The organism is Streptomyces similanensis (assembly GCF_039543625.1).
Taxonomy (GTDB): Bacteria; Actinomycetota; Actinomycetes; order Streptomycetales; family Streptomycetaceae; genus Streptomyces; species Streptomyces similanensis.
Genome location: NZ_BAABKC010000128.1, coordinates 132,971 through 150,518 on the forward strand (window position 1 = coordinate 132,971; position 17,548 = coordinate 150,518).

Genomic DNA, 17,548 nt, shown 5'->3' on the forward strand with positions numbered 1-17,548 from the left:
AGAGTCAGGTCGGCCTTCCCATGTGGCTGCGCCGGATGCTGCGACTCGTTCCGCAGGAGCCGAAGCGGAGGCCCGCGGCCCCTCTGGACCCGGCCATGGTCGCCACGACGACCTACACGGTCACAGTCACGCCTACTCGGGACGGCTGGAGCATACGCATGGGGGGTGGCACCTTCCTGACGTGCAGGCACCTGGGAGAGGTCGAGGACATCGCCCGGGAACGGATCGTCTTCTCCACGGGGATGCCGCCGGAGCGCGTCCTCATCGAGGTGAAGCGCGCCTGACGTCAGGCGGTGGGGTCAGTGACAGGTCAAAGTATGGATGGGGCCCGATGAGCGAGGGACGTCAGTACAGCCGTGATGAGTGGATAGGCGCAGGGGTGCTCATCGTGATCGTGATGGTGATAGCAGCGTCGTGCTGGCCGAGCGGTTCGGACACCGGCAGCAGCTCAGACACCATCGACAGCACGGAGTTGCCCTCGCGGGACAGCGGTTCCGGGGTGGAGGCCCCGAGTGGAGGCCTGGCAGTGACGGCTTCGCGGTTCACGGAGTGGCCGTTCACTGTCAGTGCCGGTGTTCTGCGATGCGAGGGCGGGGCAGTCACGTTCGAGCCGCCTGGCGGTCCGCGTTACGCCGTGAACGGAACGGCCAAGGACACGGGGTATCCGGAGATCAAACCGATCTGGGCGGATGACGAGACGCTGGGCAACGGGCTGAAGGTCGACATCTCCGAGGTGCTGGACAAGGGCCTGAGCCTCTGCTGACCCGCCTCAGGCCGCCGGGACCAGTACGCGCTGGGCCTTCGCCTGGGTGGCCTTCTCGGCCTTCGCGACGGCGATGTGCCGAAGGAGCTTCTGGCCCCGGTGGTCGAGGCCTTCGACTGTCAAATGTCCTCGGCGGATCCAGCTGTAGACCGTCTGGGGGCTGACGCTCGTCAGTTCTGCGGCCTCTCGGACCGTCAGCCAGAGTTCGTTGTCCTCCACTGAAGCCCTCCCGACATGCGAAAGGCCCCGGTCCGCCTTGGGCGTCAGGGCCTGCGCGAGGACGTACGTGTCCTGCTGTGTTCGATTATGCAGTCGTTCGTTAGGGAAAGCAAGTACCCGCCCTCGCGGGATCATGATGGGGGTGTCGAGTCCGAGTAGTTCCTCCATATGCTCCGAGGAAATGGCTGTCGCCGCAGGACGGTGCCCATGACGGTCCTGAGGTCAGCGCAGATGGTGCGGTACGGAGCGGTCGGCCACCCGTTCTCGTCCCGGCTGAGCCTGACAGGGTCACGGAGTATCTCGGCGTTGATCCATGCCAGGAGGTACCGCACCTTCGGGTCGGCGAACCTGAGGGCCTGCTCTTCCAGAGATCGGTTCAGCTCTTCGAGGCGCGCTACCCAGGTCCAGTGCTCGCTGCCGAAGGGGTCCACCTCTACGTCCTCGGCGAAGTGGTCCTGAAGCTCATAGCTCAGCCGGATCACCTCGTTGGCCGCCGTCTCCGACAGGCCGAGCAGGTGGGTCCGCTCCGCCTCGTGGGCGGTCTTCCGCTGCTGCCAGATCACGGCTCCTGTGGAAACCACCGCGCCCACGAGAGCACCGCCCAGTCCGAACAGCCCCGCGACCATCTCCGGTCCCACGCGTCTGCCTCCTAGCCCGCTGACGGTGAGGACGTGTCGTCCTCTTCTCGCGGGTCGACGTTGGCGGGATCGGGGTCGTGCAACTGCTCCAGGCGGCGCCGTTGGTTCAGCTCGTGCTGGACAGCCCGGCGCTGCTTCTCCTCCGTGCGCTCGGAGAGGGGCGGAAGGGGATCGGAACGGATGTAGGCCGACAGGAGGTCGGTCAGCTCGTCCGTCAGCTCCGCGAGCCAACTCACCGCGAAGAAGTGCCGGACTCCGGCAGCCCTGAACCGTCGCATGACGATGAGGAGGGCTTTCACGCGGTCACGAAGGTCCCGGTCCGGGATGCGGGCTACGGCCCTCTCGACGTTCTGCATGTGGCCGAAGACGGTGTCGAGGTATGACGCCCTCTCGTCCGTATGCATCGTGGCAACGTCACCACTGACCGATCCCAGGAACTCTCCGAGCGAGATCAGCTCGTTCAGGGCCTTGTCCGCAGCCACCTGACCGATCTCCAGAAGACGGGCCTCCCGGGCCTGCTTCCGCTGATGGGACAGGGTGAGCCAGACGCCACCGAACGAGGCAGCACCACCCACAAGGGCGCCGCCGAAGCCGATCAGGCCTGAGAGGACTTCTGGTTGCATGCTGATCATCATGCCGACGGGACCAGTCCCGTGGGGCTGATCCCGTCAAGTCATGGCGGCCGGCTCCCGGGGAGCGGGGCCTATCCGAAGGGGTTACCGCCCTGCGCTTGTACCCCGGCCGTAACCGCCGCTAGGTACGCGGCGTATGTCTCTCGCTGATTCCACGTGAAGAGCACGGTGCGGGAGTTGTTCGCGATGGCCTTCTCCGCCTCGGCGGTCGCGATCCGGAGCTGCCCGCGATCCTGCTCGGTGGCGAGCTGGACGTACCCGTTCACGAGGCGGGTGGGCTCCTTGGACTGCACCTTGATGACGTCGCCGAGAGGGATCACGGAGTCCTTGGCGCCGGTCACCTTCCCCATGAGCTTGCGCTTGATTTCGGCGCGATCCGCGTAGAGCGACACAGTCGCGACGTAGCCCTTGAAGACCTGTGCTTCAGACTGGGGTGCAGGCGCACCCTTGGAGAAGTCGTATGCCATCGGATCAGTGTGCCGCTTTTACTTGGCCCCGACCATAGTTCCCCAACCCTTCCCATCGCCCTGCCTCACGATGCCGTCAGGCGGGCGGCAGCTCCTTCAGCTCCGGCTCCTCGTGCTCGACCCTCAGCCGGGCCTGTCGGCATGAGCCGTCGGAGCTGGGGAGGTTGGCGTCAGCCAGGGCCTGACGGATGTGCCGGGTCGCGGGTCTCCCTCCCAGTTCGTCGTAGAGCCGCCGGACGATAACGTCGGCCGTGGGCTTCTGCGGGATCTCGGGGGCCTTCTCCGGCTTCTGGTCCACCACCGCCGTCACCACTCCCGAGCCCCCCGTCGGAGCGGCGCTGATCGGCCTCTGCGCAGGCGGCTGGAGGGGAAGGGGCCACTTCTGCGCCGAGGGCTTCCACGGGGGAGTGCCGACCCGGGTGAGGTCCATGGTGGGTTTCGGGACCTCGGGGGCGATGACGGCTCTACCGGCCCCCGCGAGGGCGTGAACCCGCCAGATGACGACAGGCGCCACCAGGCTGACGGCGGCCACCAAGGCCACCGAGGCGCTGATGTGTCCTGTCCTGAGCAGGTGGGCGGCCACCTGGGCTCCTCCCATCATCGTCAGGGCGGCGGCGATGTCCCGGCCCTTGGCGGCCCGTACGGCGGCGAGCACGTAGACGTCGATCACGACGGCCAGCAGAGGCGCGACCGTCCGGGAGATGCCGACCTGGCGGGCAAGCTCCCATTCGCCGGCTGCCGTCACCGCGATCCCGGCGACCAGGGCGACCGCCAGGAGTGTCCGGTCGGTCCAGGACAGCGGAGCCGGAGACGGGGAAGGCCCCACGGCCTTCGTGGTCGCGGGGCTCTTGCGGAGACGCACGGGCGTCAGACCTCCGGGGGGATCGCCTTGATGGCGACGGTGTTGACGATGTCCTGGACGAGCGCCCGATAGTCGCGCTCGTCCAAGCGGACCGACGGGCACAGGGTGCACTCGGCCGCCCAGTCGCCCGGGAAGTACCGGACCAAGGTCAGTCCATCGCATGACGGGCACGCGACGCCCTTCAGCAGTTCCCGACGGGGCTCCGTCAGGGTGATCTTCTGACAGGTCCTTACGAGGTCCTGGATCTCCTCGAAGAACTCCTTCACGAAGCCCTGCTCGAAGATCCACGGCAGGTGGGCCGTCAGCCGCGTCGTCATGGTCGTCACGTGGCGCTTGACGGACTTCAGGCCTCGCTCGTCGGCGACGGCCTCACACCAGGTTGCCAACGTCTCCAGGAAGGGCATGGGGCCCGCCTGGTCCTCGGCGTCAGTGACGGGCTGACGGCTCGCGGGGCCCAGCATGTTCAGAACCCTCTCGTCGCCCGGCGTAGGGGCGTGCAGGCGCTTAGACGACCGTCCGTCCCCACCACCTCCCAGGAGCCGCTGACGGCTCAAGTGGAGCCAGGCGAACTGCTCGGGGATCTGGGCGAGGAGCCCGCGGATCCGGCTCTGGCACGTGACGCAGGTGCGGGTCTCAGAAACTCGGTCGCACACCGCGCAGATGGTCTCGTTCACCGGCCCCTCCGCATGTCGCGAACGACGAGGACGATCCAGCCGATCGTGATCGCGGCGGCGAGGGCGTGGAAGGCATGTCCGTAGGCGTGCGGATTGTTCGACATCGTCAGTCCTGCGCCCTCTTGAACTCGGCGACGACGTCACTGAGGTGATAGAGCGCCTGGGGCAGGAAGCCACCCACGCTCGGGTCGAGAAGTTCGACCTCCACCGTCGGGAGCTTCGGGTGCGGGATCGGTTCGTCGTCCGCGTACATACCCAGGAGGCCGGAGGCCTGGTCATGGGTCAGCAGGGTCTCGTGGCAGAGCCCGTGTCCGTGGTCGGCCTGGCAGTACCACTGCTCGCGCGTGGCGGCCGTACCGAGCTGAAGGACGCGGCCATTGCTGTGTGTGACGGGCATGACGCGGTGGTCGCGCCAGGCGTCCTCGGCGATCTCGGACAGCCGGGTCTGGATCAGGCGGTCGAGAGTGATGGCGGTGGTCATCGGTCGTTCTCCCCGTTGTTGATCTCGTTGTCGTCTTGGACCCAGAAGGCCTCCAGGGCCTGCTCTGCGGCCTCTCCGTGGAGTTCCACCAGCCCGCCGGCGACCTTCTCCCAGACCCGAAGGGGGCGGACGGTGACGGTCTCGACGAGGTCGATGCCGTCGATGTGGTCGCGGACCTGGATCTGCTGGACCCGGCGGCTGTCGTAGCCGATGACGAAGTTCGTCCAGGGGTCGCGCATGGTCTCGGTGGTGCTCATCAGGACTCCTCCTGCGGGCTGGGGCTCTGCGGCATCCAGATGCCGTTCAGGCGGCGGATCAGTCCCCGCTCGCGCAGGACGCCCACGTACCGGGAGACGGTGGTGGAACCGAGTCCCAGGTCGGCGGACAGAGAGCCGTTGTTCTGCGGCTCCTCGGCGACGCGGATGTAGGTCCAGATCACACGGGCGGCGACCGGCAGTTCGGTGTCCGTCATGACCGCACGGATGTCCTCAGCGCTCACCAGCTCGTTCTGGCGGCTCATGTCAGGCACCCCTCCGGAACATCGCGATGATCTCGGCCTCGGTGGGCGCCGGGGCGATGGCGCGGGCGGCGACCGGAGCGGCCGGCTCGGCGTTCTGCTTGTCGAGCTTCCGGCGGATGGCCTCACGGCCCGCAGGAGTGATGCGCATGGTCGCGTGCCAGCAGTTCGGCCTGGTCTCGTGGGGGTACTTCTCCTCGCCCAGGACCAGGTAGTCGGTCCTGTGGGCGTAGGGGGTGTACTGGGTGCTGCCGCACTCCCGGGTCTTCGTGAAGGCCCACTTCCACTCGTGGACGATCAGGCGACGCAGCTCGCTCTCCATGACCTTGCGCTCGGGCGTGGACAGCTCCTTGGCCACCTCGCCGGCGGTCCGGTTCGAGCCGTACTGGATCAGGTTGTCGTGCGCCTCGATCTTCGGGGCCGCCTCGGCCAGAGCGGCCTGGGCCTGCTCCAGCTCCCGGGCCTGAGCGGCGGCCAGTTCCAGCGCCTCGGCGAAGGACGTCGGGATAGGGAACTGCGGGGTACGCTGCTCCTCCTCGGCATTCAGCAAGTACGTACGGACCTTGCGGGCAACCTCGGACTTGGTCAGGAGCTGGCCAACGTTGAGGACCGCCTTCCGGCTGAAGACCGCGAGGGAGCGGGCCATCGGGCTCAGTCCCAGATTGGCGGGGCCCCCGAAGGGCCTCGCAAAATCCGTCAGTTCGGGACCCCGGAGAACCTTGCGGCCGTTCTCCTCCAGCTCCGCCGCGTTGTCCTCCACGACGCTCTTGATCGTGTCGATGGGGACCTCGTAGTACGTGGCCACCATCTCCGTGGTGATGTGGAAGCCGTTCGGCAGGGTGACGAGGGTCTTGACCTTGTCGAGCACGTCCGTGCGCTCGATCGTCTGGTCTCGCATCGAGCGGGACTCGGTGAGTACCAGCTCATTCGTGGGGTGCTGCGACATTGCGCATCCCTCCGACTCAACGCATGAGGGAGGTCCCCATGCAGGGCCTCCAGCGGAGTCGATATCGCCTCGGTGGCGATGAGATGAATATACCGGATGTGAAGTTGAATAGCCACCTCTGATTCAGGGCCTAACACCTTCAGTGGCGCTCCATGAATTCTTCGCACACAGAATCCTTGGAGTAATTCAGAGGTTGCCCGATGGGCTACACGCGTGCGTATCCTTGCCCGCAGACGCAACGAAGCCCCTGGGCTGGTAACCCAGGGGCTGCGTCGGGAGGAATTTAAATTCCTCGGTTGGTCCAGGAGGGCTCTCCCACCCTCTCCGGACCGGCACTCCGTCCGCTTCCATACATCCGGAGCACCCATGAAGCTATCCACCGACCCTAGCGGCCGTGACGTCTCCGGTCGAACCGATCTCCAGGAATTCCCGCAGACCACCCTCCACGACACCCGCCGAGCCCTCATGGCCGGGGTGCCCATTCAGGAGTGCCGGGCCCACGCGGGCCTCGTCGCCTATCCGGATGCCCGCGGGCTCGACGCCATCGAGTCCAAGTCGGGTCTGGACCGGAAGGTGTTGTACGGCCGTCCGGACCGGGGCACCTCGGGAGTCATCCCGGCCGAGGGTCAGTCATCCGCCCTCCTCCGCTGCATCTCCAGGGGCGTCTTCACCCTGGAGGAGTCCGACCGCCGTCCCATGGAGGTCCAGCCCCTCCCGTTCGGCCCCTCGGGAAAGTGGTCATCTGGCCCCCATCAGACATTGGAGAGTTCTTCGAACTCTCTCTCTAAGGAAGGCCTGGAGGCCCTGGGGGAGAAGGAGGAGAAGGATCTTGATCAGAGTAATGGGGGCCAGATGACCACTTCGGGAGAGGGCCCCTGGATCGAGCGGTACGAGCAGCTCCTGCGGCCGGACCGGGACATCTGGGCCAACCGGGCCGTGGGCAACCGAGAGGCCCTGGGAGACGCCGGGTGGGCCATCGCCGTGGTCTACGGCTTCGAGCCCGTCTCCGTGCCGCTGAAGGACGTCCAGCGCCTCCTAGGCCTGAGCCCGAAGCAGACCCAGCGCGTGGTGGACAAGATCGGCTTCGAGCGGACCTCGGGCCGGGGAGCCGTGGTCTCGGTGGACCTGAGCCGCCTCGTGGACGAGCAGGCCGAGGAGGAGGGCTGGTACAACGGCCCCGGCCTGCGGGCCGCCCAGAAGGCGCGCAAGGCGCACGGCAAGGCGAAGGCCGCCGGACGCCGGGGTACCCGCCACGGGTACGCGGCCTACAGGGTGCACCAGCACCGCGAGCTGGTTGCCCAGGCGATCGAGGACCCCCAGTGGCGCAGGAAGGTCCTGGAGTGCTCCGAGGAGCGCCTCGCGGAGGCCCTGGAGTCCTGGATGGCCCAGCACGACGGGGAGCTTCCCGAGTGGGCCCTTGCGGTCTTCGGAGCCCTGCGGGCGCACAAGGACCGCTTGGCCGTGGCGGCGACGTACTCGGACGCCATCGCCGAGGCCGAGACCGAGGAGTACAAGCGGGACCTGGCCAAGCTCAAGGGCCGCTTGGTCGACGCCAAGCCCGCGGACTACGTCGGGATGTGGTTGGAGCCGGTGGACGTCCCGAGCACACTGGCGGCCCTGGCCACCCGGGTTGCCGCTCCCGGCAGGGTGGAGCCACCGGCTCGGGCCTTCTCCGGCGTCATGACTTCCACCACCCGGCAGTTCACGGAGCACCCTGTGGAGGTGCAGCAGGAGATCTTGGCCGCGATGCGCAGGAGGGTTGCGGGGGTTCGCTCGGCCTGACGCACGAGCACGGTGTGCCAGGCGCAGCCGCAGAGGAGGAGGACGGCCACCACGCCGCCCTCCTCGACGGCCTTGTGGATCTCGACCATCAGCTCGGGAAGCACCGGGCGCTTGTTGGTGTTTGGGTGGAACAGGGGCCAGGTGTGCCGCACGATCTTCATCGGTGCCTCCGGGGGGTGGGTCATTCTTCACCCCATGGGGCGACCCGGCCGCGTGCAGACATGGATGTCAGAGCAGGAATTTGGAAGTGCTCACGGAGCCGTCTCGACCGTGCACTCCTCGACCCAACGCGCTACGACCGAGAACGTGGCCAGGTACTCCAGCGCCTCCTGCTCAGACCAGTTCACCCCATCCTCGTGAGCAGCGAGGTCTCGGATCGCCAAGAAGGCTCCGGCGGAGGTGTACTTCGCGCCGTCCTGCCGGGCTCGCCAGGTCGGGGTGCTGCGACTGCCGCCGAACCGGAGACGGGGCTTCCCCTCGGCGGGTGCCTTCATATCGAAGGCCTGCATGCATAGGTCCGTCTCGCCGATATCATGGCGGCCCAGCTTCTGCTGAAGGCGTCGGTTGACCGTACGGGCTGCGGCGAGGACAGCGTCCTGGTACGCCTCAGCGGCCCACAGGGGAGCGGCCGGCTCCCAGACCCAGTCGTGCAGGGTGTCGGCCGCCAAAGCTGGCGACGTGGGACGTAGGAACTCTGCTATCGCTGCCGCCGACTGAGCGAGCCCAAGCGCGTGGATGGCTGCTGCTCGGGCGGTGTACCAGTCATTCTCACCGTGAGCGTCATAGTCCCCGAGGCTGGGTGTGTAGGCGTTCTCGATCTGTCGCACCCAGACCTCTTGAAGCAGCAGCCGCTGTGGGAACTCCGGCCAGACGATCGTCCTGTTGTCCAATCGATCTTCGACAGCGTCGATGTGTCCGTTGACGCCTTGCAGGAACTCGGTCAACTTCTCGATGGCGAAGGCGTGATCCATAGTCGGAGAGTAGGGGGCAGCAGCCGTGCTGTTCAGAGATGGAGGAAAGGTGATGCGCGAGGAGCGTCAGGAGGCCCTTAGCCGCCACGGCCTGACGGAAACGCAGGACGGCTTCGAACTGACCGCAGAGGGCTTCCTCAAGGCCTCCAGGCGGGCCCTGGGCCTCCGGCGGCAGGACGACCAGGAGGCGATCCGGATACTGGCCTTGCCCTCCGACGATCCGCTCCGCTGGGAGTACTGCCGGTGCATCCAGATCGAGGCGTACACGGACGAGGTGCACCGGTCAGGATTTTAAATTCCGTCCTGCTCGGATTCTCCGGGAATTCCTAGAGCGAACGCATTGCCGAGTAGCGGAGCAGTCGCTTCCCGTCACTTCAAGCGGCTAACATGCTCAACGGCCGCACGCTGAAGGCCCACCGCAGGGAAACGGTGGGCCTTCAGGATTTTAAAAATCTCTGGGGAGAGATCAGTCGGGTGTTGCTGCACCCGAGGTTTGGGGAAACCGTGAGCGAGCTTAGCCGTATTCGTTCAGTTGTGGTAGACGACGAACGTCTGTATTCGCTGTGGGATGCCGTGCGTGAGTTGGGATACAGCTCGTACGCGGTGGCCCACCGGAAGATCCCCCGCCAGGCGAGGCGGCGTGTTCCGTGGGCGCTCCTCGGCGAAGAAGGGCCTCGGGGACGGACCGTGACCACTGTCGTGACCGAGGTGGGGCTGAAGTACCTGGTGCGCTACTCGAAGCGATCTGGTGCCCGAGATCTGGCGGAACAGCTCGGAATGGACCTGGTGGTGGTTCCGACCCAGGAGTCCGAGGTTCTGCGCATCGTGAAAGCCGCCTTGAGCCCGGTCGAGGTAGTGGAGGAGTATAAGATCGGCGACTATGTGCTTGACGCCTACCTGCCGACGTTCGGTCTGGTCGTCGAGTACGACCGGATGAGCGACCCGAGATTCGACCGGGAGGCCGAGTTCTGGCGGCGGGTCATCGTTGAGGAGAAGCTCAAGTGTACGTTCGTCACGTATGACCCGAAGCGCCGGGACTTCAATCCCGGCGACATCATCAATACGATCTTGACGATGCCCCTGCCGGAGCGGCAGGCGGAGCAGGCCACCTGATCTCTCCAGGAAATCCTGGAGTAATTCCGGGGCCGTCAAGCGGGAGTTGTGTTGTCACCCGTTTGGGTGGCAGCATTCCTCCATGCCCGTCATATGTCGCGGTCAGCAGTAGTTCAGGCGGTGACGGCTTTCGTGAAGTTGCGTCCGGCGTCGGTAGTCCGCGCGGGTGCAGGAGCGCGACACAGTCAGGCGAGGAGCAACCATGGACGGCGGCAAGATACAGGCTGAAGAGGCCGGCGAGTGGTTGCGCACGAACCTCCGAGACGCACCTGATCCGAAGGTCAACCTCAGCATTGAGGGTGACGAGGTGGACAGTGCGACTCACCGCAGGGTGCTGGAGATCCTTTTCCGTCCTCGCGCTGATGGTGTGGCGCTCTAAGATCTGCGCCACATGGGTGACCCCGGGAGTGCTGAACACCCGCTTCTAGGGTCCCTTCGCCAGTCGCGAAGAGGCCGACATGACTAAAACCCTTACGCGCGCCGTCGGTACGGTGTTGAGGGCCGCAACGACGCTGACGTTGCGAGCGGTTGACTACCTGCGTGTTTCGACCGAAGAGCAGGCCAAGGGCTACGGCATCGCCTATACGGGCAAGAAGACGGCCCGGTACATCGAGAGGAAGGGCTGGGCACACGTCGGCACATACGCCGACGAAGGGTATTCAGGGAGCTTGGAGGCCGACGACCGGCCCGACCTCAAGCGGCTCATGCAGGATGCCCGAAAAACCCCCCGCCCCTTCGACATGGTTGTGGTCAACGAGGGCCGTGGTATCGGTCGCACCGGCCGGGCGTTCTGGAAATGGGTGTGGGAACTCGAAGACCTGGGCGTGTACGTGGCTGTGGTCAAGAAGGATTACGACAACTCCACGCCCTCCGGCCGCAGTCAGATGCGCAAGGATGCCGACTACGCCGAGGACGAACGCGAGAACATCCGAGACCGTACTCAGGGCGGCATCCAGGAGAAGGCCGAGGGTGGCCTCTATCCGGGCGGGACCATCCCCTTCGGGTGGACCGTGAAAGAAACGGGCGAGTTTATCCTGAGCGAAGGGGAGACCGAGGCCTTGCGCATGGGCCGCAAGGTCTTCGTAGAGAAGCGCAGTTGGCAGGAGGTTGCCCTTACGCTCAACAGCAAGAGGCTCTTCACCCGGTCGGGCAGACCGTGGACCCGGAAGAACATCCGTGGTCGGCTGATGGGTGACGCGGTGCTCAACAACCGCATCGTCTGGCGCGGGGACACCGCTGCCCGGGACCAAGACGGGAACCCGATCTTCGGCCAGACCGTCGTCATCGACCTGCCCCCGGTCTTCTCCGAAGAGGAGATCGAGGAACTGAAGGCCGCGGATGCGGCCAGGCCCAGAACGGTGAAGACCCGTGAGCGGGTCTACCTGCTTCGCGGACTGATGACCAGCCTCTGTGGGAAGTACTACGAAGGGCACCAGCACCGGCCTACCGAGGTCATCTACCGGTGCAAGGGGCGGCAGGAATCGTACGCCGGAGCCGGCGATCAGTGCTCCTGTCCCTACCTCGAAGCGACTTCCATTGAGCGGCAGGTCTGGGCAGACGTCGTTCGCGTACTCAGCGACGCGGAGCGTATGAAGGCCCTGTCTCAGAACTGGCTGGACGCCACCGCCGGTGACCGTGTCGATCAGACGAAGCGCATCGCCGATCTCGATCAGCAGATTGCCGAAGTCGAGGACCTGATCGAGGTCACCGAGGCCACAGCGGCCCGCAGGGCGCTGCGTCGCGGCTTCTCCAGGGCCGAGGCCGAGGAGGCCGCCGAGAGGGCGTCCAAACCGCACATGGACGAGCTTGAAGGCCTGGAGAGGCTGAAGCGCGAGGCCGAGGCCTTCCAGCGCGAGGCGGCTGACGCGACCCGGCGTCTGCAAGGACTGGAACGCCTGGCTGAGGCGGCCAGACGGAACCTGGCTGAGCTGACGGATGTCGAGAAGGCCGAACTTCTCGACCTTATGGGCCTCGAAGCGAAGGTCGTCCGCTGCGCTCCGCGCCGGCTGGGTGTGGCGTGCGGCATCCGTGAGTGGTTCGTCAAGGCGGGGCGGGGCGTTCCGGTCTTGACGGACGAGGGCTGGGAGCTGATCAAGCCCTTGATGGGAGGCTCCCGGTCGAAGCTCGACCGTCGTCAGGTCGTCCAGATTCTGCTGGACAAGGCGGTTTCGGGCGAGCGCATGATTGACCTGGGTGCGAAGCATGGGCTGAATTCGAAATCGCTTCAGACGCAGTCCCACCGATGGTTGTCCGACGGCACGTGGGTCAAGGCGATGGAGCGGCTGAAGGATGTACAGACGAGTCCGGTCTGGTCGCCGGACCCCATCGAGATCGAAGTGACCATCCGCCCCCTGGCTATTGAGTCCAAGCTGGGCGACGGGGCACGAGACGGTTCGAGGCCGGTCCGCCCACGCAGAACTCGGTGCGCTCGCCGAAGCCCTGCTGGGCCGCGTCGTGGGCGACGACCTGGACGCCCGCGTGGCACTCCTTGACGAGCGCCGACAACTCCAGGAGCGCGAAGACGTCGTGGCGGGTCACCGTCAGTTCGGGGCCGCCCGCGTCCCGGTTGACCACCAGCAGCGACTCGGAGTTGTCAGGCAGCCCGAAGAATGCCTGCTTGCGGCGGAGCCCACGCTTCCACAGGAAGGTGCGGGCCAGCCAGCCGAGGGCGGCGCTGACGCCGGCGGCGATCACACCCAGGACGATGTTGCGCACGTCGTCGTTCATGGCCGCGCATGCTAGCGCCTTGTCAAGGAGTCGTGGCGTACCTGTGTTCGGTTCGTTTAACCCGATCGGGTGCGTCCCTGATGCGCCTGACGGGACCATGGCAATGAATTAAGCTGCGCGCACGGTCAGGCAACCGAGCTGCGAACCAGCGTGGAGGTGCGGATGCGTCGCCCTGTCGCACGGAAACTGGCGGTCCTGGCGGTCTCGGCCGCCGTGGTGTCGGTGGGAGCGGCGGCGCCGCCCGCCGCGCACCCGGACGCCGGACCGGGACCGACCGCCAAGGCGCCCGTGGCCGCCGGCTACGGCGGCGCCGTGGCCAGCGTCGACGTGGACGCCACCGCGGCCGGCATCGAGGTGCTGAAGAACGGCGGCAACGCCGTGGACGCGGCCGTCGCCACCGCCGCGGCCCTCGGCGTCACCGAGCCCTACTCCGCCGGGATCGGGGGCGGCGGCTACTTCGTCTACTACGACGCCCGCACCCGCACCGTCCACACCATCGACGGCCGCGAGACGGCCCCGCTGACCGCCGGCTCCGGACTGTTCCTGGAGAACGGCAAGCCGCTGTCCTTCGACACCGCCGTCACCAGCGGCCTGAGCGTCGGCACGCCCGGCACCGCCGCCACCTGGCAGACCGCCCTCGACCAATGGGGCACCAGGAGGCTCGGCACCGTCCTCAAGCCCGCCGAGCGGATCGCCCGCGACGGCTTCACCGTCGACGACACCTTCCGCTCGCAGACCGCCGCCAACGAGACCCGCTTCCGCTACTTCCCCGACACCGCCGACCTGTTCCTGCCCGGCGGCCACCTGCCCGCCGTCGGCTCGACGTTCAAGAACCCCGACCTGGCCCGCACCTACCAGGAGCTGGCCCGCAAGGGCATCGGGGCGATCTACCGGGGCGACCTCGGCGAGGACATCGTCACAACGGTCAACCACCCGCCGGTCGCGGCCGATTCGGGCTGGAACGCGCGCCCCGGAAAGCTCAGCCGGAAGGATCTCGCCGCCTACCGCACCCGGCTCCAGGCGCCCACCCGGGTCTCCTACCGCGGTCTGAACGTGTACTCCATCGCGCCCTCCTCCTCCGGCGGCACCACCGTCGGCGAGGCGCTCAACATCCTGGAGCGCACGGACCTCTCGAAGGCGAGCGAGGTCCAGTACCTGCACCACTACATCGAGGCCAGCCGCATCGCCTTCGCCGACCGCGGCCGCTGGGTCGGCGACCCCGCCTTCGAGAACGTCCCCACCAAGCAGCTGCTCGCGCAGAAGTACGCCGACTCGCGCGCCTGCCTCATCCAGGACGACGCGGTCCTCACCAGCCCCCTCGCCCCCGGCGACCCGCGTCACCCCAAGGCGTGCGCCGCGGGCGACAAGGCGGCCCCGACGACCTACGAGGGTGACGACACCACGCACCTGACGGTCGCCGACCGCTGGGGCAACGTCGTCTCCTACACCCTCACCATCGAGCAGACCGGCGGCAGCGGCATCACCGTCCCCGGCCGCGGCTTCCTGCTCAACAACGAGCTGACGGACTTCTCCTTCAGCCCCGCCGACCCCGCCGTGCACGACCCGAACCTGCCCGGCCCCGGCAAGCGGCCGCGCTCCTCCATCTCGCCGACGATCGTGCTCGACGCGCACAACAAGCCGGTGGTGGCGCTCGGTTCACCCGGCGGCGCGACCATCATCACCACGGTGCTCCAGACCCTCACCGGCTTCCTCGACCGGCGTCTGCCGCTGGTCGACGCCATCGCCGCACCCCGCGCCAGCCAGCGCAACGCCGCCCAGACCGAACTGGAACCCGCCCTCTACGACAGCGCGTTGCGGGGCAAACTGGAGGCGATCGGCCACTCCTTCAAGCTGAACCCGGAGATCGGCGCGGCCACCGGCGTCCAGCGGCTGCCGGACGGCCGGTGGCTCGCGGCGGCCGAGAAGGTCCGCAGGGGCGGCGGCTCCGCGATGGTGGTCCGCCCGGCGCCGTAGCGTCCGAACGGCCCGGACCCGCCCCCATGCGGCGCTACGTCACTCACCGGGCGGCGGTGCGGGCGCCGGCTCCTCGTCCCGGGCGAGGAAGACGAGCTGCCCGTCCTCCGCGTCCACCGTGACCCGGCCGCCCTCGCCGAGCCGGCCGTCCAGCAGCAGCCGGGACATCCGGTTGTCCACCTCGCGCTGGATGGTGCGGCGCAGCGGACGCGCGCCGTACTCGGGCTGGTAGCCGCGCCGCGCCAGCCAGTCCACGGCCGCGTCGGTGAACTCCACGGTGACGCCCTGCGCGTGCAGCAGCCGCCGGGTCTTCTCCAGCAGCAGGTTCGTGATCTGCCGCAACTGCCCGGCGGTGAGCTGGCGGAAGGCGACGATCTCGTCGATGCGGTTGAGGAACTCGGGCCGGAAGTGCTCCCGCAGCGGCCGCAGGATCTGCTCCCGCCGCGCCTCCTCGTCCGCGTCCGCGCCGCCCGCGCCGAAGCCGATCCCGGCGCCGCGCCGGGTGATGGCCTCCGAACCGAGGTTGCTGGTCATCACGATCACGGTGTTGGTGAAGTCCACGGTGCGGCCCTGCGAGTCGGTGAGCCGGCCGTCGTCCAGCACCTGGAGCAGGATGTTGAACACGTCCGGGTGGGCCTTCTCCACCTCGTCCAGCAGCAGCAGCGAGTACGGGTGCCGCCGCACCACCTCGGTGAGCTGGCCGGCCTCCTCGTGGCCGACGTACCCGGGCGGGGCGCCCACCAGCCGGCTGACGGTGTGCCGCTCCTGGTACTCGCTCATGTCCAGGCGGACCATGCGCTCCTCGCTGCCGAACAGCGCCTCGGCCAGCGCCCGGGCCAGCTCGGTCTTGCCGACGCCGGTCGGGCCGAGGAACAGGAAGCTGCCGATCGGCCGGTCGGGGCTGGCGAGCCCGGCCCGGGAGCGCAGCACCGCGTCGGCGACCACGTTCACCGCCTCCTCCTGGCCGACCACCCGCTCGTGCAGGTGTTCCTCCAGGCCGAGCAGCCGCTCCTTCTCCTCCTGGGTGAGGCTGCTGACCGGGATGCCGGTCTGCCGCGACACCACCTCGGCGATGGCCTCGGCGGTGACCTCCAGGTGCTGCCCCTCGTCCGCCTCGCCGTCCCCGCCGGCCTCGGCGATCCGCTGCTTCAGCTCCACGATCCGGTCCCGCAGCTGCGTGGCCCGCTCGTACTGCTCGTCCGCGACCGCCTGGTCCTTGTCCAGGGCGAGCTGCTCCGCCTCGCGCTCCATGGCCCGTACGTCCGTGCCCTTGGTCCGCGCCCGCAGCCGCACCCGGGCGCCGGCCTGGTCGATCAGGTCGATCGCCTTGTCCGGCAGCCGCCGGTCGGTGAGGTAGCGGTCGGACAGCTCCACGGCCGCCACCAGGGCCTCGTCGGTGTAGCGGACCTGGTGGTGCGCCTCGTAGCGGTCGCGCAGTCCGCGCAGGATCTCCAGGGCGTCCGCGACGGTCGGCTCGGGCACCAGGATGGGCTGGAACCGGCGGGCCAGCGCCGCGTCCTTCTCGATCCGCCGGTACTCCTCCAGCGTGGTCGCGCCCACGATGTGCAGCTCGCCGCGGGCCAGGGCCGGCTTGAGGATGTTGCCGGCGTCCATGGACCCGCCCTCGCCGCCACCGCCGGCGCCGACCACCGTGTGCAGCTCGTCGATGAAGACGATCAGCTGTTCGGAGTGGGTGCGGATCTCGGTGACGATGGTGTTCAGCCGCTCCTCGAAGTCGCCCCGGTAGCGGGTGCCGGCGACCACTCCGGTCAGGTCCAGGGCGACCACCCGGCGGCCGAGGAGGATGTCGGGCACGTCCCCGTCGGTGATGCGCTGGGCGAGCCCCTCCACGATGGCGGTCTTGCCCACGCCCGCGTCGCCGATCAGCACCGGGTTGTTCTTCCCGCGCCGGGACAGCACCTCTATGGTCTGCTCGATCTCCTGGTCCCGCCCGATCACCGGGTCGACACGGCCCTGCCGGGCGAGGTCGGTCAGATCGCGGCCGTACTTGTCCAGGGTGGGCGTGGCGCTGGTGCGCTGCCGCTCACCGCCCTGCGGCGGGGCGGTCTCCGTCGCCTCCGGCGGCAGGCCCGAGGCGGCGAACCGGGCGGCGTTCAGGATGTGCCCGGCCGCGGAGTCGGGGTTCGCGGCGAGCGCGCTGAGCACGTGCTCGGGGCCGATGTACCCGGCGCCGCTGGCCCGCGCCATGTCGTGCGCGTCCAGCAGGGCGCGTTTGACGGCCGGGGTGAGGGACAGGGTCGAGGGCGGTGGGGGATCGCCCGGCTGCTGCTGGGCGGGGCCGGACCGCTCGTCGATCTGCTCGGCCATGGAGTCCGGGTCCGCGCCCGCCCGGCTGAGCAGGCCGCGGGTGGGCTCGGCGGCGAGCGCCGCCCGCAGCAGGTGCTCGGTGTCCAGGTCCCGGCTGCCGTGGTCGGCGGCGTACTGGGCCGCGCCTTTGACGAGTTCCCGGGCGGGCTGGCTGAGCAGCCTGCCGATGTCGACGTGCCGGGGACCCTGGCGGGGTCCGCCGAAGAACCGGGCGAAGAATTCGCCGAAGGGGTCGCCCTCCGGGCCGACGTAGCCGCTGGTCATCGCTTTCCGTTCCTTCGCTGACGTGTGGCTCCCGCCGGGTAACCGGGTCGGGGGTCGGTCATGCAACGCTGACACGTTTGGTTCGGGACGGCATGTCGGGCGGCGGCCGCGGGGGCGGGGGCGCTGTCGGTGGACGAGCCGGCGGGGCGGTGCGCCGCGGCCGGGGCGTCCGGCCGGGGCGGTGGGCGCC

General features: G+C 68.1%; 20 protein-coding genes and 1 pseudogene. 8 read left to right on the plus strand and 13 right to left on the minus strand.

What is annotated here, in order from left to right; translation table 11 throughout:
• The first annotated feature begins 158 nt into the window (after positions 1–158).
• The gene (locus tag ABEB07_RS35190) at positions 159–284 is read left to right on the plus strand and encodes a hypothetical protein (RefSeq protein WP_275404921.1); all 126 of its coding nucleotides are present in this window, start codon (positions 159–161) and stop codon (positions 282–284) included.
• A gap of 47 nt (positions 285–331) precedes the next feature.
• Positions 332–763 carry a YebY family protein gene (locus ABEB07_RS35195; RefSeq protein WP_164588585.1) on the plus strand — a complete coding sequence of 144 codons (432 nt, stop codon included), beginning with the start codon at positions 332–334 and terminating at the stop codon, positions 761–763.
• Between the two features lie 6 nt (positions 764–769).
• On the opposite strand, the gene ABEB07_RS35200 is transcribed toward ABEB07_RS35195, so the two are convergent.
• From ABEB07_RS35200 to ABEB07_RS35245, 10 genes are all read right to left on the minus strand, one after another.
• Positions 770–982 carry a helix-turn-helix domain-containing protein gene (locus ABEB07_RS35200; RefSeq protein WP_345672114.1) on the minus strand — a complete coding sequence of 71 codons (213 nt, stop codon included), beginning with the start codon at positions 980–982 and terminating at the stop codon, positions 770–772.
• A 131-nt stretch (positions 983–1,113) separates the two neighbouring features.
• Positions 1,114–1,620 carry a hypothetical protein gene (locus ABEB07_RS35205; RefSeq protein ID WP_345672116.1) on the minus strand — a complete coding sequence of 169 codons (507 nt, stop codon included), beginning with the start codon at positions 1,618–1,620 and terminating at the stop codon, positions 1,114–1,116.
• A gap of 11 nt (positions 1,621–1,631) precedes the next feature.
• Positions 1,632–2,243 carry a hypothetical protein gene (locus ABEB07_RS35210; protein ID WP_345672117.1) on the minus strand — a complete coding sequence of 204 codons (612 nt, stop codon included), beginning with the start codon at positions 2,241–2,243 and terminating at the stop codon, positions 1,632–1,634.
• A gap of 80 nt (positions 2,244–2,323) precedes the next feature.
• The gene (locus tag ABEB07_RS35215) at positions 2,324–2,719 is read right to left on the minus strand and encodes a hypothetical protein (RefSeq protein ID WP_345672119.1); all 396 of its coding nucleotides are present in this window, start codon (positions 2,717–2,719) and stop codon (positions 2,324–2,326) included.
• 76 nt (positions 2,720–2,795) lie between these two features.
• Complete coding sequence (locus ABEB07_RS35220) at positions 2,796–3,581, minus strand: hypothetical protein (RefSeq protein WP_345672120.1); 786 nt, start codon at positions 3,579–3,581, stop codon at positions 2,796–2,798.
• 5 nt (positions 3,582–3,586) lie between these two features.
• Positions 3,587–4,255: a hypothetical protein gene (locus tag ABEB07_RS35225; protein ID WP_345672122.1), complete on the minus strand. Its 669-nt coding sequence runs from the start codon at positions 4,253–4,255 to the stop codon at positions 3,587–3,589.
• Positions 4,256–4,361: 106 nt separating this feature from the next.
• A complete protein-coding gene (locus ABEB07_RS35230; protein ID WP_345672123.1) occupies positions 4,362–4,736 on the minus strand; it encodes a hypothetical protein in 375 nt (124 codons plus the stop codon).
• Positions 4,733–4,993, minus strand: a complete 261-nt coding sequence (locus ABEB07_RS35235) for a hypothetical protein (RefSeq protein WP_345672124.1) — start codon at positions 4,991–4,993, stop codon at positions 4,733–4,735. The genes ABEB07_RS35230 and ABEB07_RS35235 overlap by 4 nt, the downstream gene beginning before the upstream one ends.
• Positions 4,993–5,256, minus strand: coding sequence for a hypothetical protein (locus ABEB07_RS35240; protein ID WP_345672125.1), 264 nt, complete (start codon positions 5,254–5,256; stop codon positions 4,993–4,995). Before ABEB07_RS35240 ends, ABEB07_RS35235 begins: the two co-directional genes overlap by 1 nt.
• A gap of 1 nt (position 5,257) precedes the next feature.
• A complete protein-coding gene (locus ABEB07_RS35245) occupies positions 5,258–6,199 on the minus strand; it encodes a phage antirepressor KilAC domain-containing protein (protein WP_345672126.1) in 942 nt (313 codons plus the stop codon).
• Positions 6,200–6,565: 366 nt separating this feature from the next.
• On the opposite strand from ABEB07_RS35245, the gene ABEB07_RS35250 reads away from it, so the two are divergent.
• The gene (locus ABEB07_RS35250) at positions 6,566–7,981 is read left to right on the plus strand and encodes a hypothetical protein (protein ID WP_345672127.1); all 1,416 of its coding nucleotides are present in this window, start codon (positions 6,566–6,568) and stop codon (positions 7,979–7,981) included.
• Between the two features lie 251 nt (positions 7,982–8,232).
• Here ABEB07_RS35250 and ABEB07_RS35255 read toward each other — a convergent pair whose 3' ends face one another.
• The gene (locus ABEB07_RS35255) at positions 8,233–8,952 is read right to left on the minus strand and encodes a TIGR02391 family protein (protein WP_345672128.1); all 720 of its coding nucleotides are present in this window, start codon (positions 8,950–8,952) and stop codon (positions 8,233–8,235) included.
• A gap of 52 nt (positions 8,953–9,004) precedes the next feature.
• Between ABEB07_RS35255 and ABEB07_RS35260 the strand changes: the two genes are divergently transcribed.
• The 4 genes from ABEB07_RS35260 to ABEB07_RS35275 all read left to right on the plus strand — a co-directional run bounded on the left by ABEB07_RS35260 (position 9,005) and on the right by ABEB07_RS35275 (position 12,557).
• Entirely contained in the window at positions 9,005–9,247 is a 243-nt protein-coding gene (locus ABEB07_RS35260; RefSeq protein ID WP_345672129.1) for a hypothetical protein, read from the plus strand.
• A 92-nt stretch (positions 9,248–9,339) separates the two neighbouring features.
• Complete coding sequence (locus ABEB07_RS35265; protein WP_345672130.1) at positions 9,340–10,065, plus strand: hypothetical protein; 726 nt, start codon at positions 9,340–9,342, stop codon at positions 10,063–10,065.
• 202 nt (positions 10,066–10,267) lie between these two features.
• The gene (locus tag ABEB07_RS35270; RefSeq protein ID WP_345672132.1) at positions 10,268–10,444 is read left to right on the plus strand and encodes a hypothetical protein; all 177 of its coding nucleotides are present in this window, start codon (positions 10,268–10,270) and stop codon (positions 10,442–10,444) included.
• Between the two features lie 79 nt (positions 10,445–10,523).
• The gene (locus tag ABEB07_RS35275) at positions 10,524–12,557 is read left to right on the plus strand and encodes a recombinase family protein (protein WP_345672134.1); all 2,034 of its coding nucleotides are present in this window, start codon (positions 10,524–10,526) and stop codon (positions 12,555–12,557) included.
• Here ABEB07_RS35275 and ABEB07_RS35280 read toward each other — a convergent pair.
• Positions 12,454–12,792 (minus strand): annotated as a pseudogene (locus ABEB07_RS35280) (hypothetical protein); the annotation flags it as partial. The gene ABEB07_RS35275 and the pseudogene ABEB07_RS35280 overlap by 104 nt on opposite strands.
• Before the next feature lie 162 nt (positions 12,793–12,954).
• On the opposite strand from ABEB07_RS35280, the gene ggt reads away from it, so the two are divergent.
• Positions 12,955–14,766, plus strand: coding sequence for a gamma-glutamyltransferase (ggt, locus tag ABEB07_RS35285; RefSeq protein WP_345672136.1), 1,812 nt, complete (start codon positions 12,955–12,957; stop codon positions 14,764–14,766).
• Positions 14,767–14,805: 39 nt separating this feature from the next.
• Here ggt and ABEB07_RS35290 read toward each other — a convergent pair whose 3' ends face one another.
• Positions 14,806–17,358 (minus strand): ATP-dependent Clp protease ATP-binding subunit, encoded by a 2,553-nt coding sequence (locus ABEB07_RS35290; protein WP_345672137.1) that lies wholly within the window; start codon positions 17,356–17,358, stop codon positions 14,806–14,808.
• Positions 17,359–17,548 lie beyond the last annotated feature (190 nt).

Coding starts and splice junctions, on each gene's coding strand:
- ABEB07_RS35195 (WP_164588585.1), top strand. CDS start 332: ATGAGCGAGGGACGTCAGTACAGCCGTGATGAGTGGATAGGCGCAGGG.
- ABEB07_RS35190 (WP_275404921.1), top strand. CDS start 159: ATGGGGGGTGGCACCTTCCTGACGTGCAGGCACCTGGGAGAGGTCGAG.
- ABEB07_RS35270 (WP_345672132.1), top strand. CDS start 10,268: ATGGACGGCGGCAAGATACAGGCTGAAGAGGCCGGCGAGTGGTTGCGC.
- ABEB07_RS35240 (WP_345672125.1), bottom strand. CDS start 5,256: ATGAGCCGCCAGAACGAGCTGGTGAGCGCTGAGGACATCCGTGCGGTC.
- ABEB07_RS35235 (WP_345672124.1), bottom strand. CDS start 4,993: ATGAGCACCACCGAGACCATGCGCGACCCCTGGACGAACTTCGTCATC.
- ABEB07_RS35230 (WP_345672123.1), bottom strand. CDS start 4,736: ATGACCACCGCCATCACTCTCGACCGCCTGATCCAGACCCGGCTGTCC.
- ggt (WP_345672136.1), top strand. CDS start 12,955: ATGCGTCGCCCTGTCGCACGGAAACTGGCGGTCCTGGCGGTCTCGGCC.
- ABEB07_RS35250 (WP_345672127.1), top strand. CDS start 6,566: ATGAAGCTATCCACCGACCCTAGCGGCCGTGACGTCTCCGGTCGAACC.
- ABEB07_RS35245 (WP_345672126.1), bottom strand. CDS start 6,199: ATGTCGCAGCACCCCACGAATGAGCTGGTACTCACCGAGTCCCGCTCG.
- ABEB07_RS35290 (WP_345672137.1), bottom strand. CDS start 17,358: ATGACCAGCGGCTACGTCGGCCCGGAGGGCGACCCCTTCGGCGAATTC.
- ABEB07_RS35210 (WP_345672117.1), bottom strand. CDS start 2,243: ATGCAACCAGAAGTCCTCTCAGGCCTGATCGGCTTCGGCGGCGCCCTT.
- ABEB07_RS35255 (WP_345672128.1), bottom strand. CDS start 8,952: ATGGATCACGCCTTCGCCATCGAGAAGTTGACCGAGTTCCTGCAAGGC.
- ABEB07_RS35260 (WP_345672129.1), top strand. CDS start 9,005: ATGCGCGAGGAGCGTCAGGAGGCCCTTAGCCGCCACGGCCTGACGGAA.
- ABEB07_RS35275 (WP_345672134.1), top strand. CDS start 10,524: ATGACTAAAACCCTTACGCGCGCCGTCGGTACGGTGTTGAGGGCCGCA.
- ABEB07_RS35215 (WP_345672119.1), bottom strand. CDS start 2,719: ATGGCATACGACTTCTCCAAGGGTGCGCCTGCACCCCAGTCTGAAGCA.
- ABEB07_RS35265 (WP_345672130.1), top strand. CDS start 9,340: ATGCTCAACGGCCGCACGCTGAAGGCCCACCGCAGGGAAACGGTGGGC.